The following is a 15,419-nucleotide window of genomic DNA, read 5'->3' on the forward strand; positions in this document are numbered from 1 at the left end:
AGCCGGAGCAATATCATGGATAGTTTTGGTGACGACCGCCTCTGGGCGGCACTGACGGGACGGGACAAAAGACAGGACGGCGTCTATGCCGTCGCGTCGAGCGGCATCTATTGCCGCTTCGGCTGCCCGTCCCGGCCGCCGCTCAGGAAGAATGTCCGCTTTTATGCGAGTCCGGCCAAGGCATCGGAAGCCGGCTACCGGGCCTGCAAACGCTGCAAGCCGGACGAGCCCGCCGCATGACGGCGGGCTTTCCGATATCGATCAGATATCGAGGTTTGCGACGCTCAGCGCGTTTTCCTGGATGAAGTCGCGGCGCGGCTCCACCTCGTCGCCCATCAGGCGGGCAAACAGGCCGTCGGCATCGGTCGCGTCGTTGACCCTGACCTGCAGCAGCGAGCGGACGTTCGGATCGAGCGTCGTTTCCCAGAGCTGTTCGGCATTCATCTCGCCCAGCCCCTTGTAGCGCTGCATCGACAGGCCCTTGCGACCGGCCGCGAAAACGGCATCGAGCAGAGCGCGCGGGCCGTTGATTTCCGTCTGGCCATCCTTACGGCGCAGCATCGGCGGCACCCGGTAGGCATCCAAGAAACGCGGCGAGAGCTGATCGATGTGGCGGGCATCGGCCGAGCCGATCAGCGCCATGTCGATATGGGCGGATTCCTTGACGCCGCGCACCATGCGCTCGAAGCGCAGGCCGCCATCGTTCGCGACGGACCCGGTCCAGCCGCGCTCCGTCTCCTCGGCGATGAGATCGAGACGCCGGGCAACCTCCTCCGCCTTTGCAGCAAAGGCGTCCCGGTCATGGCTGAGTTCGAGGTTCAGCGCACCGGTGATCGCCGCCTGCTCGACGATCGAGCGGCTATAACGCGAATGCAGGCCGTCGATCAGTGTGCGCAGGCGCAGCGCATCCTGGATCAGTTCGCGGATATCCTGGCCGGCGCGCACTTCGCCGGAGCCCAGCTCCAGCGTCGCATCGTCCAAGCCGGCATTGATCAGGTATTCTTCCAGCGCCTTTTCGTCCTTCAGGTACTGGCTCGATTTGCCGCGCGCCACCTTATAGAGCGGCGGCTGGGCGATATAGAGATGGCCGCGCTCGATCAGCTCCGGCATCTGGCGGAAGAAGAAGGTGAGCAGCAGGGTACGGATATGGGCGCCATCGACGTCGGCGTCCGTCATGATGATGATCTTGTGATAGCGCAGCTTGTCGGCGTTGAACTCGTCCTTGCCGATCGATGTGCCGAGCGCGGTGATCAGCGTGCCGATTTCCTGGCTGGAGAGCATCTTGTCGAAGCGGGCGCGCTCGACGTTCAGGATCTTTCCGCGCAAGGGAAGGATGGCCTGGTTTTCGCGCGAACGGCCCTGCTTGGCCGAACCGCCCGCCGAATCGCCCTCGACGAGGAAGACTTCGGATTTGGCCGGATCGCGTTCCGAGCAGTCTGCGAGCTTGCCGGGCAGCGACGAGATGTCGAGCGCGCCCTTGCGGCGCGTCAATTCGCGGGCCTTGCGCGCGGCTTCGCGCGCTGCGGCAGCCTCGACGACCTTGCCGACGAGGATTTTCGCGTCGGCCGGATGCTCTTCGAACCAGGTGGAGAGCGCTTCGTTGACGAGGTTTTCGACGACCGGTCGCACTTCCGAGGAGACGAGCTTGTCCTTGGTCTGCGAGGAGAATTTCGGATCGGGAACCTTTACCGACAGCACCGCCGTCAAGCCTTCACGGCAATCCTCGCCCTGCAGCGTCACCTTTTCGCGCTTCATGATGCCGGACGTATCGGCATAGGAGACGACCTGGCGGGTCAGCGCGCCGCGGAAGCCCGCCATATGCGTGCCGCCGTCGCGCTGCGGGATGTTGTTGGTGAAGCAGAGCACGTTCTCATGGTAGCTGTCGTTCCACCACATCGCGACTTCGACGGTGATGCCGTCCTTTTCGCCGCGGATGGCGATGGGCTTCGAGACCAGCGACTTCTTGGCGCGGTCGAGATAGTGCACGAAGGCTTCGAGGCCGCCCTCATACATCAGCTCGTCCTGCTTGATATCCGAGTGACGGCGATCGGTGAGCAGGATGCGCACGCCGGAATTCAGGAAGGCGAGTTCACGCAGGCGATGTTCGAGCGTCGAATAGACGAATTCGATGTTGGTAAAGGTTTCGCTCGAGGGCAGGAAGGTGACTTCCGTGCCGGTCTCGCTGCCGCACTCGCCCGTCACCACCAGCGGGCCATCGGCGACGCCGTGGGTGAAGCTCATCTCGTGGATTTTGCCGGCGCGGCGGATCTTCAGCTTCAGCTTGACCGACAGCGCGTTCACCACCGAGACGCCCACGCCGTGCAGACCGCCGGAGACCTTGTAGGAATTCTGGTCGAACTTACCGCCGGCATGGAGCTGGGTCATGATGACCTCGGCGGCGGAAACACCCTCTTCCTTGTGGATATCGGTCGGGATGCCGCGGCCGTTGTCCGTCACGGTCACCGAGCCGTCCGCATTGAGCGTGACCGTCACGATATCCGCATGGCCGGCAAGCGCTTCGTCGATCGCGTTGTCGACGACCTCATAGACCATGTGGTGCAGACCCGAGCCGTCATCGGTATCGCCGATATACATGCCTGGGCGCTTGCGCACGGCATCGAGGCCCTTGAGGACCTTGATCGAATCTGCGCCATACTCGGCCGGGCCGTTTTCGGTCTCGGGTGTGTCAGTCATTCAAACGTCTTTCCAGAGTTTCGCGGACCGGGGTCTCGCGGGACGGCGGGAAGCGCGGCGAATCACCGCTTTCCAAGTCTTGGAATATAGGGATTTTGCCCCATAGTTCCAAATCCGAGCACCGCAAAGGCGGCAGAATTCAGGGGATCGTCAGGGTTTTACCCGGTTATTGCACGCTTTTTCAAGAATGCCGGCAAGACGGCGTACCGTCTCGGGCGGAAGGTTGGCGATTTCGGCCGAAACGCGGTTGGCGAAGGCCGTATATTCCGGCGGCAGGCCCGATGTATCGACCACCACGCGCGGATCGGAAATCTGCGCGATGCGGAACAGTTCTTCCGCCTCGTCCCAGATGACGTTGAAATAGCCGGCGACGCGCTGGAGGAAATCGAAGCTCGGCATGCCGCGCTTGCCGTGCTCCAGTGCCGAGAGATAGGCCGGGCTGACGCCGAGAGCCGCCGCCATCTCCTTCTGCGAAACGCCCTTGCGATCCCGAAGGTGCCGCACGGCCTTGCCGAAGGGTGTCGTCATCGCTTGTCACCGGGGTGGCGAGCGAGGCGGACATAGAGCGCGCCCTCGCCGCCGTGGTTACGGGCGGCCGCCTCGTAGGAGGAGATCAGCGGGCGGAATTCCGGCAGCGAGAACCAGAGCGGCACCGCGCGCTTCAGGGCGCCGTCGCTGCCGAGCGAGGTGCCCTTGCCAGTGATAACAAGCACATGGCGCAGACCCCGCTCATGCGCCTTGATGAGGAAGCCAAGCAGGAAGCCGTGCGCCTCGCTCTGGATCATGCCATGCAGGTCGATGCGCGCTTCGAGTGCCAGACGGCCCTTCGCGATCTTGCGCTTGACCGGGCGCTCCAGCGGATGGTGTTTCGTTTCCTTGCCGCGACCGATGGTGAGCGCGATGCCTTCGGCAGGCGGCTGTCCGGCCTTGGTTTTCTTCGGCTCGGGGGCTTTTTCCTCCGGGATTTTCTCGGCAAAAACGGCTTCGAATTCCGTCAACGCGTCGAGCTTGCCCGGCATGGCGCGGGTCGAGCGTGCCACCTTGCCCCAGAGGATGCGGTCCTCGCTGGAAAGCGTCTTATCCCTGGGCATGGAGGTAGCGCTCCGCTGCCGCCTTCGGGATGAGGATGTGGAAGGTCGCGGCATTGCGGACATGGCCCGCCAGCGCGCCGGCCACGTCTCCCGATCCGGTAAAGATATCGCCGCGCGCCGGGCCGACGATGGCCGTGCCCGTATCGAGCGCCAGCATCAGCCGGCGGAACGGTTTGCCGCCATCCATATGAGTGAGGCTGTCGCTCGAGATGAAGAAGGGCAGGCCGAAGGTATGGATCATGCGATCAACGGCCAGCGAGCGGCCGGCGATCAGCGGCACCTTGGCGGCCGCAATAGGCCCAAGCGCCAGGCCTTCGACCGCCGCCTCCTTGAAGAAGATGAAGGAGCGGTTGTGCCAGAGCACGTCGTCCACCTGGTCCGCATGCCGCGCCAGCCAGTCGCGGATCGAGGCCATGGAGACGGTGGCGGCATCGATCTCGCCGCGATCGATCAGCAGCTTGCCGATGGCCGAGAACGGATGGCCAGTCTTGGCGGCATAGGTGATGCGCTTCACCGTTCCGTCGGGATAGACGAGGCGCGCCGCACCTTGCACATGGGCGAAGAACACGTCGACCTTCGAGCGTGCATAGGCGATTTCGAGGCCTCGGCCATCGAGATAGCCGCGCTCGATGGCGCCACGATCGGGATGTTCGACGATCACGCCGTCCTTCCGCATGCCGAAGGCATAGCCTTGCGGGTAGCCATCCGGTCGATTGGCGTCATCCACATCGACGAGATCATCGGGGCGGCGGTAGAAAGGATAGCGGTAATCCGCGTCCGGCTCGGCCTTCACCGCCACTTCCGGCTCATAGAAGGCGGTGACGAAGCCGGCGGAGCCATCTGCCTTCTCTATCAGGAACGGCACGCACTGCGTCTCGAAGAAGGCGCGCACGGCGGCGGCGCCCTCCGGTTTTTCCCTGTCCGCTGCGTCCAGCAACATCAAAAGCTCGCCGGCGGTGATGCCGAGCGAGCCTGTCTTATAGGCTTTGACGTCGCGGATATGATCGCGACAGCGGCGCATTACCGCCATCAGCGGTGTGGGATCGTCCTCGTCCCAACCGGGAAGCGCCGCAAACCGGGCCGGAACCAGGCGATACTCCATTTGCGTGCCTCGCTCAGCCTTCCGATTCGGTGGCGATCAGCTTCCAGTTCGGATCGCGCGAGCGGATATCGCGGGCAAAGGTCCAGAGGTCGTTGACCTCGGCCACCGTTTCCGCGTCACCGTCGATCAGCGTGCCGGCCTTGTCATAGGTGGCGGAGATCAGCTGGCTGACGATGCGCAGCGTCACATTGGCCTCGCTGTCCTTGACCTCCGCGCCGATGAGATCGGCCTTCTCGATGCCGACGAAGCTGGAGCGAACCACTTCGCCCTTGCTCTCGCGCTCGGAGATCGCCGCATCGAAACCCTCGTAGACTTCACGCGACAGAAGGTTCTTCAGCGTCTTGCGGTCGCCATCGGCGAAGGCGACGACGATCATCTCATAGGCCATGCGGGCGCCATTGACGAATTCCTTCGGGTCGAAAGACGGGTCGGTCTTGACCAGGGCGCGCAGCTGTTCGTTGAGCGGGGTGCCAGCCGGCGTGAACGCATCGATGGCGGCGTAGGGATTTTCCTCCTCGTCTGCGTCGCGCTTCGGCAGCGTCACCACCTTGCCGCGATCGGCCGAATCAGCCTCGGGCGCGCCTTCGCGCTTCGAATAGGGATCGAAGGGCGGACGCTCGCTGCCGGTGCGGCGGCCAAGCACGCTGCGCAATTGCAGGAAGATGACCACCGCAGCCACGAGGAAGAAAATCGTTACAAAGTCGAATGAGCCCATTATCGATCCGCTGCGGTTTCTGTTTTTTGTTCCTTTTCCATATAGTCCGCAAACCCGCATCATTCAAATGGCGATGACGTGAATGCGGCGAAGACGCGCGGAAGGCTCGCCGGCAGTATCGAACGACGCAAATCTGTGCGAGATTGGGACCGTATGTTGAGAATCCTTCTTCCCCTCTTCTTTCTTCTCCTGCCGCTGGCGGAGATTGCCTGTTTCATTCTCGTCGGACGGCGGATCGGTCTCCTGCCGACGCTCTCGCTCGTCGTGCTCTCGGCCGTCGCCGGCATCGTGCTGATGCGCATTCAGGGTTTCGGCGTGCTGACGCGACTGAGGCGATCCGGCCAGGACGGCCGCGCGCCGGGCAAGGAACTGCTCGACGCGGCCATGATCCTGATTGCCGGCATCCTGCTTCTGATCCCCGGCTTCCTCAGCGACATCGTCGGCCTTGCGCTGTTCCTGCCGCCGGTCCGGACCTTTCTCTGGAACCGGCTGATGCGCAACGTCGTTGTCGTCAATGTCGGCGGTGTGCACCCCGGCCCGGAGCAGCCGCAGACCGGAGCGCAGCGCACGATCGATCTCGACGAAACCGATTTTCATCGCGGCGACCGGCCCTAAGCACCGGGTTGTAAGGCCGGGGCTGAAATGCTAGATGGCCTGACTTTCCAGAGTCTCCAAGGATACTTTCCATGACCGAAGCAGCAACCGAGACCAACGGCGCAAGCCCGTCGCTCAACATCCTGGCGCAGTATGTGAAGGACTTCTCCTTCGAAAACCCGGGTGCTCCGCGGTCGCTGCAGGCGCGCGACAAGGCTCCGGCCATCAATATCAGCGTCAATGTCAACGCCAACCCGCTCTCCGAGACCGACTTCGACGTCATCCTCTCGCTGAACGCCGAAGCCAAGGATGGCGACAAGATCCTGTTCAACGCCGAACTCGCCTATGGCGGCGTCTTCCGGGTCACGGGCTTCCCGCAGGAGCACATGCTGCCGGTCCTCTTCATCGAGTGCCCGCGCCTGCTCTTCCCCTTCGCCCGCCAGATCATTTCCGACGCGACCCGCAATGGCGGCTTCCCGCCGCTGATGATCGACCCGATCGATTTCGCTCAGATGTTCTCCCAGCGCATGGCGGAAGAACAGGTCAAGGCCAAGGTTCAGGCCAACTAAGCCAAACCTCACCTCTGAAACAAAGACGCCCGGCCACCTTGTGACCGGGCGTTTTCTTTGCGTTCAAATTGTTGAGCCGGATTCAGGCGCCGTATTTTGCCCAGATCGCCTTGCCGCCCATCTTGTCCACCATCGCATTGTGCGCCGCCTGCTCGGCTTCCGTGACGCGGGGGGCCAAAGGCCGCGGCCGCAGGCCGAGCGGCTGGATCACCTCGTCCTCGTTTTCGACCAGCGTCTTGCGGCCGTTTTCCGCAGACCCGAGACCAAGTGCTGCCTGCCGGCCGCCGATCATCTCGATATAGACTTCCGCGAGCAGCTCGGAGTCGAGCAGCGCGCCGTGGCGCGTACGGTGTGAATTGTCGATGCCGTAACGGCGGCAGAGCGCATCGAGCGAGTTCGGCCCCATCGGATGTTTGCGGCGGGCAAGCGCCAGCGTGTCCGTCACGTTCTCCTGAAGGATCGGCGGGCGGCCGAGCCGGTCGAGCTCGGCATTGATGAAGCCCATGTCGAAATTGGCATTGTGCGCGACCCAGCGCGCGGTGCCGAAAAAGTCGAGGATCTGATCGACCACCTCGGCGAAGGACGGCTTGTCCTTCAGCGATTCGTCCGTGATGCCGTGCACCGCAAGCGCGTCGGGATGGACCTTGCGGTCACCCGGATTGATATAGAGATGCAGGGTGCGGCCGGTCGGGAAATGGTTTTCCAGCTCGACGCCGCCGATTTCGATGACGCGGTCGAGCTTGTTGTCGAGGCCGGTGGTTTCCGTATCGAAGATGATCTCGCGCATCAGTCCCGCTCTTCTCTCAAGGTTTCGATCACCTCTTCCACCTGTTTGCGCGCCGCTTCAAGCCCGGCGTCGGTAAACACGATGAAATCGGCGCGCTTGCGCTTTTCAGCATCGGGCATCTGGCGGGAGAGGATGAGCGCGAATTTCTCCTCGGTCATACCGGGACGGGAGAGCACGCGCCGGCGCTGCGTTTCGGCACCGCAAGTGACGACCACGACCTTGTCGACGCGCTTTTCGCCGCCGATTTCGTAGAGAAGCGGGATATCGAGCACGACGAGGGCCGAACCGTTCTGCCGTTGTGTTTGCAAAAAAGCCGTTTCGCGCGCCCGCACCAAGGGATGGATCACCGCTTCCAGCTCTCGGAACCGCTCCGGCGCCTGCGCCAGAATGGCGGAGAGAACCTTCCGGTCGATCACGCCACCCCTGAGCGCTTCGGGAAAAAGCGCTGCGACCGGGGCCACGGCCTCGTTGCGATAGAGATCATGCACCGTCGCATCGGCATCATGCACCGGCACGCCGAGATCGCGGAACATTGCCGCGGTCGTCGACTTTCCTGTCCCGATCGATCCGGTGAGGCCGAGCACGATCATCAATGTTTCTCCATATCCGCGAGGATCAGCTGGCGCAGCGCATCATCCACGGTAGGGCGTACGCCGAACCATTTTTCAAAGCCGGGTGCTGCCTGGTGCAAGAGCATACCGAGACCATCGACCACGGCAAAACCCTGATCGACCGCCTGGCGGAGGATCGGCGTGACCAGCGGTACATAGACGATATCGGTAACGACCGCGCCGTTTGCCAACGGCGAGAAATCGAATTCCGGCGCCTCGTCACCATCCATGCCGAGCGAGGTCGTGTTGACGAACAGCCCGGCATCTTTCATCACCTCCGGCAGCGCCGCCATCGCATGGGCGTGCACCTTCACACCGAAGCGGTCGGCAAGCTCCTGCGCACGCGCCGCCGTGCGGTTGACCACATGGATTTCGCCGACGCCACGATCCCGCACCGCCTGGATGATCGCCCGGCTGGCTCCGCCCGCGCCGAGGATCACGGCCCGGTCGGTTTTGTCCCAAGCCGGCGCCGTCGCATCGAGATTGGCAAGGAAACCGTAGCCATCCGTGTTGGTGGCATGAAGCGCGCCGTCCTCGAGCCAGAGTGTGTTGGCGGCACCCAGCTCCTCGCTCAACGCATCCGGCCGGTCGGCGAGCTTGAACGCCGTCTCCTTGTGCGGAATGGTGACATTGCCACCGACGAAGCCGGATTCACCACGCTTTAGACGGGATATGAAGCCGGCGAAATCTTCCGTTATTACCTCCTGCCGCGTATAGGATCCTTGAAGACCCAGCACCTCCAGCCAATGGCCATGAATCAACGGCGAACGGGAATGTTTGACGGGACAGCCCGTGACGAAGGCATTTCTTAACAATGTTTCACGTGAATCATGCATCGATAGCACCGAGATCGCGAAGCTTAGCCAGCAGCGGAAGCAGCGGCAGGCCGAGAATGGTAAAATAATCGCCGTCGATCCGCTCGAACAGCTGCACGCCCTCGCCCTCCAACTGATAAGCGCCGACGCTCGCCAGGACCCGGTCGCCGACACGAGCCAGATGACGATCGATGAAGGCATCCGACAGCGGCCGCATCGTGAGATGGGCGATGGAGACATGGCTCCACAGCATCTCGCCGTCGCGCACCAGTGCAATGCCGCAGTTCAGGGAATGGGTGCGGCCCGACATAGAAGCAAGATGCGATTTCGCCTCAACCATATTGGCCGGCTTGTGAAACACGCGGCCGTCGAGCGATAGGGTCTGATCCGAACCGATCACCAGGGCACCGTTATGGCGGCCCGCGACGTCGCGCGCCTTCTCGATCGCCAATGTCTCGGCGACGTCTTGCGGCGAGGGATTTTGCGCAGCAAGGGCACTTTCTACCGCGCGCTCGTCGATGCGGGCCGCTTCCGTCGTGAAGGCGAGGCCGGCATTTTCCATCAGCATACGCCGAAAGGGGCTCTGCGAGGCAAGAATCAGCGTCATCGATTTCTCCCGATTCATCTTTCCGCGTTACCGGCTCTTCGGACGAAGAGCAACGATAGCGGCGGCGGTTTCCTCGATGGAGCGGCGCGTGACGTCGATGATCGGCCAATTGTTGCGGGCACAGAGCGCACGGGCATATTTCAGCTCCTCGGAAATCTGTGCCCGGTCGATATAGTCATCACCACGAAATTCCTGAGTCTGGCCGAGAATCCGGTTCTGCCGTACCTGGGCGATGCGATCCGTCGTGGCGATGAGCCCGACGATCAGCGGCTTCGTCGCCGTCGACAGCCGTTCGGGCAAGGCAACCCCAAGCACGATCGGCACATTGGCCGTCTTGATGCCGCGGTTGGCCAGATAGATGCTTGTCGGTGTCTTCGAGGTCCTGCTGATGCCGATCAGGATGACATCGGCCTCGTCGAGATCGGCCGGCAGCTGGCCGTCATCATGGTCCATCGTGAAATTCAGCGCTTCGATGCGCGCGAAATATTCCGCATTCATCACATGCTGCGCGCCGACCCGACGACGCGACGGCGCGCCGAGATAGGACTGGAAGAGATCGATGACCGGTTCGAGCACGGACACGCAGGGCACGCCCATCTCCCGGCAGCGCTGGTCGATGATGTCGGAAAGCTCGCGGTCGACGATCGTATAGAGCACGATGCCCGGCGCGCCGTCGATCGCATCGAGCACCGGCATCAGCTGCTTGCGGTTACGGATCAGCGGATAGACATGTTCCAGCGCCTGCGAGGACTGGAATTGCGCCGCAGCCGCCCGGCCCGCGGCGATCAGCGTCTCGCCGGTCGAGTCCGATATCAGGTGCAGATGGAAGTAATTTTTCGTGCTTTCCACAATATCCTCCGCGCCCTGTTGATGGACTGGGACAAGCGTGAGCTAAAAGCGGGAGGGGTCCGGACGCAAGGGGATAACTGGAAAGTTGTCCACAATTGGCGGTTTGCGGGAGAGCGATTGTCCCGGCATGTGGATAAGACTCATGACACGGCAAAGTGTCGCGCTTCTCCACAAGCTATCCACAAGCGGTTATTTTTCAGCTCTGGCGGATCATTTTGATTCAATTGAGTGAATCCGCTTTTCCTCGATTTCCTCCCGAAAGCTGGGAATAGCTCTGCCGTTTTCCCCAGCTCGTGGAACAAAGCAGGACTCATGTGGAAAGGATTTAATCCTTGATAGTCACCGACTCTAAGAAATAGAAACCTCTTTTAAGAGATTATTTCTTTATTGGGAGAAGCCCACAGTGAGCTCGAAAAGCCGGAAGATCGTCGATGTCCTCAACGGGAAGACGATCTCTCCCCCTCCCCTGTGGCTGATGCGCCAGGCAGGACGCTACCTACCGGAGTACAGAGCAACGCGCGCTGCGGCGGGAAGTTTCCTCGATCTCTGTTATTCGCCGGAACTGGCAACTGAAGTGACGCTGCAACCGATCCGCCGTTACGGCTTCGATGCGGCGATCCTGTTTTCCGACATTCTCGTCATCCCCGACGCATTGAAGCGGAATGTGCGCTTCGAAGAAGGGCATGGACCGCGCCTTGACCCGATCGATGTCGATGGAATCCTGGCTCTTGATGGCAAAGGTGTCCTGGATCACCTCCAGCCGGTCATGCAGGCCGTTGGTCGCATCCGGGGCGCCCTCCCCGAGGAAACGACCCTGCTCGGCTTCTGCGGCGCACCCTGGACCGTTGCGACCTACATGATCGCCGGACACGGCACGCCCGACCAGGCGCCCGCCCGCCTCTTCGCCTACAAGGAACCGAAGGCCTTCGCGCATCTCCTCGATACGCTGGCGGATCTCTCGGCCGATTATCTCGTCGCGCAGATCGATGCGGGTGCCGATGCCGTGCAGATTTTCGATTCCTGGGCGGGTGTCCTCGGCGAAAAGGAATTTTCGGAATTCTCCATCAAGCCGGTCCGGAAAATCGTGGATTCCGTGAAGGCCCGCAGGCCGCAGGCCAAGATCATCGCCTTTGCCAAGGGCGCCGGCCTCTTCCTGAAGACCTATCGCCAGGCGACACGCGCCGATGCCATCGGGCTTGACTGGTCCGTGCCGCTCGCCTTTGCCGCCGAATTGCAGAAGGACGGCCCCGTCCAGGGCAATCTCGATCCGATGCGCGTCGTTGCCGGCGGTACCGCGCTGGATGAAGGCGTCGATGCCATCCTGCAGGCGCTTGGAAACGGTCCGCTGATCTTCAATCTCGGCCACGGCATCACGCCGCAGGCCGATCCGGAGCATGTCACGCGTCTTGTAGCGCGGGTGCGTGGAGAAAATCGGTGAGCGAGAAACAGACGAGCGAAAATGCCGGGCGCCAGGCGCGACTGCGCGCTGCCGCCGCACTCACGGTCTTTGCCCTGCTTGCGCTTCTGCTGATCCTCTATCCGCCCGATAATCTCTATCTGTGGATCAAGGCCCTGCACATCATGGCGGTGATCTCCTGGATGGCCGGCCTGCTCTACCTGCCGCGCCTTTTCGTCTATCACACCGACGCGCCAAAAGGGTCCGCCCAGTCGGAAACCTTCAAGGTGATGGAGGGGCGGCTCTATCGCACGATCATGCAGCCGGCGATGGGGCTTGCCTGGCTGCTCGGCCTCTATCTCGCCTGGTCCGTTTACGGTTTCCAGGGCGGTTGGCTCCATGCCAAGCTCGCCTTCGTCATGTTGCTGACGGGCGTTCACCACTATTTCGGCCGCGCCGTGAAGGCTTTCGCCGAAGACCGCAATGAAAAAACCGGCCGCCAATGGCGCATCTGGAACGAAGCTCCGGCGCTGTTGATGGTCCTCATCGTCATCATGGCTGTCGTCAAGCCGTTCTAGGGCTGTGTTTTACCGCATTCTCCGACGCCGAAGCGAACCCGCTTCGGCCGGAAATGCTTCAGCCACACCGCGACAAAACGGACGAAATGCACGAGGCCCCTTGCGACGGCGCCCCGGAACCGCTATTTTCCGTCCATCTCATCTTCATGGCATGTGTATTCGTTCAGTGAACTGCACCGTTTCCCCGCAGTTCGTCCTTGACCCGCACGCCTTTTCCCATCCGATACCCTGCAGCATGGACCATTCATGGCCGAAATGAAGCTACAAGACCTCAAGAACAAGACTCCGACCGACCTCCTGGCCTTTGCCGAATCACTCGAGGTCGAAAACGCGAGCACGATGCGCAAACAGGAACTGATGTTTGCCATCCTCAAGATGCTGGCCTCGCAGGATGTCGAAATCATCGGTGAGGGCGTGGTGGAAGTGCTGCAGGACGGTTTCGGCTTCCTGCGCTCGGCCAATGCGAACTACCTGCCCGGCCCGGACGATATCTACATCTCCCCCTCGCAGATCCGCCGTTTCTCGCTGAAGACGGGCGATACGGTCGAAGGTCCGATCCGCGGTCCCAAGGAGGGCGAACGTTATTTTGCGCTTCTCAAGGTCAACACGATCAATTTCGACGACCCGGAGAAGATCCGCCACAAGGTTCATTTCGACAACCTGACGCCGCTCTATCCGAACGAACGCTTCAAGATGGAGCTGGAGATCCCGACCTCGAAGGATCTCTCGCCGCGCGTCATCGATCTCGTCGCGCCGCTCGGCAAGGGCCAGCGCGGCCTGATCGTCGCCCCGCCGCGGACGGGTAAGACCGTTCTCCTGCAGAACATCGCGCATTCGATCACCGCGAACCATCCGGAATGTTACCTGATCGTCCTCCTCATCGACGAACGTCCTGAAGAAGTGACGGACATGCAGCGCTCGGTGAAGGGCGAGGTCGTTTCCTCGACCTTCGACGAACCGGCGACGCGCCACGTCCAGGTTGCCGAAATGGTCATCGAGAAGGCCAAACGCCTCGTCGAGCACGGCCGTGACGTGGTCATCCTGCTCGATTCGATCACCCGTCTCGGCCGCGCCTACAACACGGTCGTGCCGTCCTCGGGTAAGGTTCTGACCGGCGGTGTGGACGCCAATGCCCTGCAGCGCCCGAAGCGCTTCTTCGGTGCGGCCCGTAACATCGAGGAAGGCGGCTCGCTGACGATCATCGCGACCGCGCTCATCGACACCGGCAGCCGCATGGACGAAGTCATCTTCGAAGAGTTCAAGGGTACCGGCAACTCGGAAATCGTGCTTGACCGCAAGGTGGCCGACAAGCGCATCTTCCCTGCCATGGACATTCTCAAGTCCGGCACCCGCAAGGAAGACCTGCTCGTGCCGCGCCAGGATCTCCAGAAGATCTTTGTCCTGCGCCGTATCCTTGCGCCGATGGGCACGACCGATGCGATCGAGTTCCTTATCGACAAGCTGAAGCAGACCAAGACGAACGGCGACTTCTTCGATTCGATGAACACCTGATCGGTCTCGATCCTGTCGGAATCTCGTGGTCCCGCCGCAAGGTGGGGCCATTTTCGTTTTAAGCGGGAATACCGATTCTTTTCCGAAACGATCCGATCTATTCGTATCAGTAACTTTTAACCGGATGATGCTGTGAGCCAGGATACGATCTTTGCCCTGTCGAGCGGGAGCCTGCCCTCCGGCGTAGCGATCATACGGCTGAGCGGCCCGCAATGCCGGTTTGCTGTTGAAACGACATGCGGCCGTGTCCCAGCGCCCAGGCACGCTTCTCTTTTACCGATTCGTGATCGAAACGGTTTGCTGCTGGATGAAGGTCTAGTGCTTTTCTTTCCCGGCCCTACGTCCTTTAGTGGCGAGGACACCGCAGAACTCCAGATTCATGGCGGCCGCGCCACCGTGAAAGCGGTTCTATCCGCGCTTGGAACCCTGCCCGGTCTTCGCGCTGCCGAAGCCGGGGAATTCTCTCGCCGCGCGTTCCAGAATGGAAAAATGGACCTCGTTGCGGTGGAGGGACTGGCCGATCTGATCGCTGCCGAGACAGAAATGCAGCGCCGTCTCGCTGCGGAGCACGCTTCCGGCCATCTCTCAGCGCTTTACGATTCGTGGGCGAAACGTTTAACGCATGCACGTGCGATGATCGAGGCGGAGCTGGATTTCGCCGACGAGGATGACGTTCCGGGTTCGATTGCATCGACGATCTGGCACGACATGCGGCAGTTGCAGCAGGAGATTCTTAACCATCTTTCGGGTGGTCGGGCGGGGGAGATCGTGCGCGATGGCCTGAACGTCGTGATCGCAGGTCCGCCGAACGCGGGAAAATCAAGCCTCCTCAATTATTTAGCGCAAAGAGATATCGCGATCGTCACCGATATTCCGGGAACGACGCGTGATATCCTGCATGTCGATTTGGATATTGCTGGTTATGCAGTCCGTCTGCATGACACGGCGGGCTTGCGGGAGACGGATGATGTTGTCGAGCGCGAGGGTATCCGGCGAACGCAGCAGTCGATTGACAGCGCCCATCTCGTGCTGCTCCTCTCGAGCGAGGCAGATATTGACTGGCAGAGCCTCGCAGGACCCTATACCGGTCCAACCATCCGCGTTCTGACAAAAGCCGATGTGCAGCGGGTATCTTGGCCGCATGGCAATGTAGATGTTATGATCTCGGTGAAATCCGGGCAAGGCATGCCGAAGCTAATGGACGCGGTGCGAGCATTCTTGCCGGATTTGGAATCCGGTGGTGCTTTGTCCTTGCCGACCCGCGAGCGGCATTTTTCCAATCTGCAGGAAGCGCGCGAGCATATCGAGCGTGCTTTGGCGGCGGAAGCAGTTGGCTTAGACATTCAAGCCGAACACCTCCGTCTCGCCGGCCAGGCATTGGGGCGGGTGACTGGTAGAGTTGATGTTGAAAATCTTCTCGACGTTATTTTCTCGGAATTTTGCGTCGGCAAATGATTCACGTGAAACAGCACAACGTGCGCGAGTCTTATGGCGCGTTT

16 protein-coding genes and 2 pseudogenes are annotated in these 15,419 nt (G+C 61.5%); 7 read left to right on the top strand and 11 right to left on the bottom strand.

The genetic code is table 11. The annotated features are described in order from the left end of the window. Nucleotides 1-15 precede the first annotated feature (15 nt). Complete coding sequence (locus AC27VQ_RS15265) at nt 16-240, top strand: Ada metal-binding domain-containing protein (protein ID WP_488716927.1); 225 nt, start codon at nt 16-18, stop codon at nt 238-240. A 21-nt stretch (nt 241-261) separates the two neighbouring features. On the opposite strand, the gene gyrB is transcribed toward AC27VQ_RS15265, so the two are convergent. The 6 genes and pseudogenes from gyrB to AC27VQ_RS15295 form a co-directional block, all read right to left on the bottom strand. Beyond that, nucleotides 262-2,694 (bottom strand): DNA topoisomerase (ATP-hydrolyzing) subunit B, encoded by a 2,433-nt coding sequence (gene gyrB, locus AC27VQ_RS15270; RefSeq protein ID WP_488716928.1) that lies wholly within the window; start codon nt 2,692-2,694, stop codon nt 262-264. 150 nt (nt 2,695-2,844) lie between these two features. Then, nucleotides 2,845-3,222, bottom strand: coding sequence for a helix-turn-helix domain-containing protein (locus tag AC27VQ_RS15275; RefSeq protein WP_313523963.1), 378 nt, complete (start codon nt 3,220-3,222; stop codon nt 2,845-2,847). Beyond that, nucleotides 3,219-3,563 (bottom strand): annotated as a pseudogene (locus AC27VQ_RS15280) (Smr/MutS family protein); the annotation flags it as partial. The pseudogene AC27VQ_RS15280 and the gene AC27VQ_RS15275, both read right to left, overlap by 4 nt. A gap of 119 nt (nt 3,564-3,682) precedes the next feature. Continuing rightward, nucleotides 3,683-3,785, bottom strand: a pseudogene (locus tag AC27VQ_RS15285) (Smr/MutS family protein); the annotation flags it as partial. Continuing rightward, nucleotides 3,772-4,887 (bottom strand): murein transglycosylase A, encoded by a 1,116-nt coding sequence (mltA, locus tag AC27VQ_RS15290; RefSeq protein WP_488716929.1) that lies wholly within the window; start codon nt 4,885-4,887, stop codon nt 3,772-3,774. The pseudogene AC27VQ_RS15285 and the gene mltA, both read right to left, overlap by 14 nt. 13 nt (nt 4,888-4,900) lie before the next feature. Further along, nucleotides 4,901-5,602, bottom strand: a complete 702-nt coding sequence (locus AC27VQ_RS15295; RefSeq protein ID WP_488716930.1) for a Tim44/TimA family putative adaptor protein — start codon at nt 5,600-5,602, stop codon at nt 4,901-4,903. A 153-nt stretch (nt 5,603-5,755) separates the two neighbouring features. Between AC27VQ_RS15295 and AC27VQ_RS15300 the strand changes: the two genes are divergently transcribed. Further along, on the top strand, nt 5,756-6,217 hold the full coding sequence (locus AC27VQ_RS15300) for an FxsA family protein (protein ID WP_488716931.1): 462 nt from the start codon (nt 5,756-5,758) through the stop codon (nt 6,215-6,217). A gap of 71 nt (nt 6,218-6,288) precedes the next feature. After that, nucleotides 6,289-6,765 carry a protein-export chaperone SecB gene (secB, locus tag AC27VQ_RS15305; protein WP_313523978.1) on the top strand — a complete coding sequence of 159 codons (477 nt, stop codon included), beginning with the start codon at nt 6,289-6,291 and terminating at the stop codon, nt 6,763-6,765. A gap of 82 nt (nt 6,766-6,847) precedes the next feature. On the opposite strand, the gene dnaQ is transcribed toward secB, so the two are convergent. The 5 genes from dnaQ to AC27VQ_RS15330 are packed head-to-tail and all read right to left on the bottom strand — an operon-like array spanning nt 6,848 to nt 10,434. Continuing rightward, complete coding sequence (dnaQ, locus tag AC27VQ_RS15310) at nt 6,848-7,552, bottom strand: DNA polymerase III subunit epsilon (RefSeq protein WP_313523981.1); 705 nt, start codon at nt 7,550-7,552, stop codon at nt 6,848-6,850. Then, nucleotides 7,552-8,142, bottom strand: coding sequence for a dephospho-CoA kinase (coaE, locus tag AC27VQ_RS15315; RefSeq protein WP_488716932.1), 591 nt, complete (start codon nt 8,140-8,142; stop codon nt 7,552-7,554). The genes dnaQ and coaE overlap by 1 nt, the downstream gene beginning before the upstream one ends. After that, complete coding sequence (locus tag AC27VQ_RS15320; protein ID WP_488716933.1) at nt 8,142-8,999, bottom strand: shikimate dehydrogenase; 858 nt, start codon at nt 8,997-8,999, stop codon at nt 8,142-8,144. The genes coaE and AC27VQ_RS15320 overlap by 1 nt, the downstream gene beginning before the upstream one ends. Continuing rightward, on the bottom strand, nt 8,992-9,585 hold the full coding sequence (locus AC27VQ_RS15325) for a Maf-like protein (protein ID WP_488716934.1): 594 nt from the start codon (nt 9,583-9,585) through the stop codon (nt 8,992-8,994). Before AC27VQ_RS15325 ends, AC27VQ_RS15320 begins: the two co-directional genes overlap by 8 nt. 27 nt (nt 9,586-9,612) lie before the next feature. Next, on the bottom strand, nt 9,613-10,434 hold the full coding sequence (locus AC27VQ_RS15330; protein ID WP_117371982.1) for a pyruvate, water dikinase regulatory protein: 822 nt from the start codon (nt 10,432-10,434) through the stop codon (nt 9,613-9,615). Nucleotides 10,435-10,909: 475 nt separating this feature from the next. Here AC27VQ_RS15330 and hemE point away from each other — a divergent pair, with 475 nt between their 5' ends. The 4 genes from hemE (at nt 10,910) to mnmE (ending at nt 15,375) form a co-directional block, all read left to right on the top strand. Next, the gene (hemE, locus tag AC27VQ_RS15335) at nt 10,910-11,872 is read left to right on the top strand and encodes a uroporphyrinogen decarboxylase (RefSeq protein ID WP_488717062.1); all 963 of its coding nucleotides are present in this window, start codon (nt 10,910-10,912) and stop codon (nt 11,870-11,872) included. After that, the gene (gene hemJ, locus AC27VQ_RS15340) at nt 11,869-12,408 is read left to right on the top strand and encodes a protoporphyrinogen oxidase HemJ (RefSeq protein ID WP_488716935.1); all 540 of its coding nucleotides are present in this window, start codon (nt 11,869-11,871) and stop codon (nt 12,406-12,408) included. The genes hemE and hemJ overlap by 4 nt, the downstream gene beginning before the upstream one ends. Nucleotides 12,409-12,654: 246 nt before the next feature. Then, on the top strand, nt 12,655-13,920 hold the full coding sequence (rho, locus tag AC27VQ_RS15345; protein WP_117371985.1) for a transcription termination factor Rho: 1,266 nt from the start codon (nt 12,655-12,657) through the stop codon (nt 13,918-13,920). 132 nt (nt 13,921-14,052) lie between these two features. Beyond that, on the top strand, nt 14,053-15,375 hold the full coding sequence (mnmE, locus tag AC27VQ_RS15350; protein WP_488716936.1) for a tRNA uridine-5-carboxymethylaminomethyl(34) synthesis GTPase MnmE: 1,323 nt from the start codon (nt 14,053-14,055) through the stop codon (nt 15,373-15,375). Nucleotides 15,376-15,419: the final 44 nt, after the last annotated feature.

The sequence above is a fragment of the Shinella sp. 20P9.1.1 genome, from assembly GCF_057798995.1.

Coding starts and splice junctions, on each gene's coding strand:
- AC27VQ_RS15265 (WP_488716927.1), top strand. CDS start 16: ATGGATAGTTTTGGTGACGACCGCCTCTGGGCGGCACTGACGGGACGG.
- gyrB (WP_488716928.1), bottom strand. CDS start 2,694: ATGACTGACACACCCGAGACCGAAAACGGCCCGGCCGAGTATGGCGCA.
- AC27VQ_RS15275 (WP_313523963.1), bottom strand. CDS start 3,222: ATGACGACACCCTTCGGCAAGGCCGTGCGGCACCTTCGGGATCGCAAG.
- mltA (WP_488716929.1), bottom strand. CDS start 4,887: ATGGAGTATCGCCTGGTTCCGGCCCGGTTTGCGGCGCTTCCCGGTTGG.
- AC27VQ_RS15295 (WP_488716930.1), bottom strand. CDS start 5,602: ATGGGCTCATTCGACTTTGTAACGATTTTCTTCCTCGTGGCTGCGGTG.
- AC27VQ_RS15300 (WP_488716931.1), top strand. CDS start 5,756: ATGTTGAGAATCCTTCTTCCCCTCTTCTTTCTTCTCCTGCCGCTGGCG.
- secB (WP_313523978.1), top strand. CDS start 6,289: ATGACCGAAGCAGCAACCGAGACCAACGGCGCAAGCCCGTCGCTCAAC.
- dnaQ (WP_313523981.1), bottom strand. CDS start 7,552: ATGCGCGAGATCATCTTCGATACGGAAACCACCGGCCTCGACAACAAG.
- coaE (WP_488716932.1), bottom strand. CDS start 8,142: ATGATCGTGCTCGGCCTCACCGGATCGATCGGGACAGGAAAGTCGACG.
- AC27VQ_RS15320 (WP_488716933.1), bottom strand. CDS start 8,999: ATGCATGATTCACGTGAAACATTGTTAAGAAATGCCTTCGTCACGGGC.
- AC27VQ_RS15325 (WP_488716934.1), bottom strand. CDS start 9,585: ATGACGCTGATTCTTGCCTCGCAGAGCCCCTTTCGGCGTATGCTGATG.
- hemE (WP_488717062.1), top strand. CDS start 10,910: ATGCGCCAGGCAGGACGCTACCTACCGGAGTACAGAGCAACGCGCGCT.
- rho (WP_117371985.1), top strand. CDS start 12,655: ATGGCCGAAATGAAGCTACAAGACCTCAAGAACAAGACTCCGACCGAC.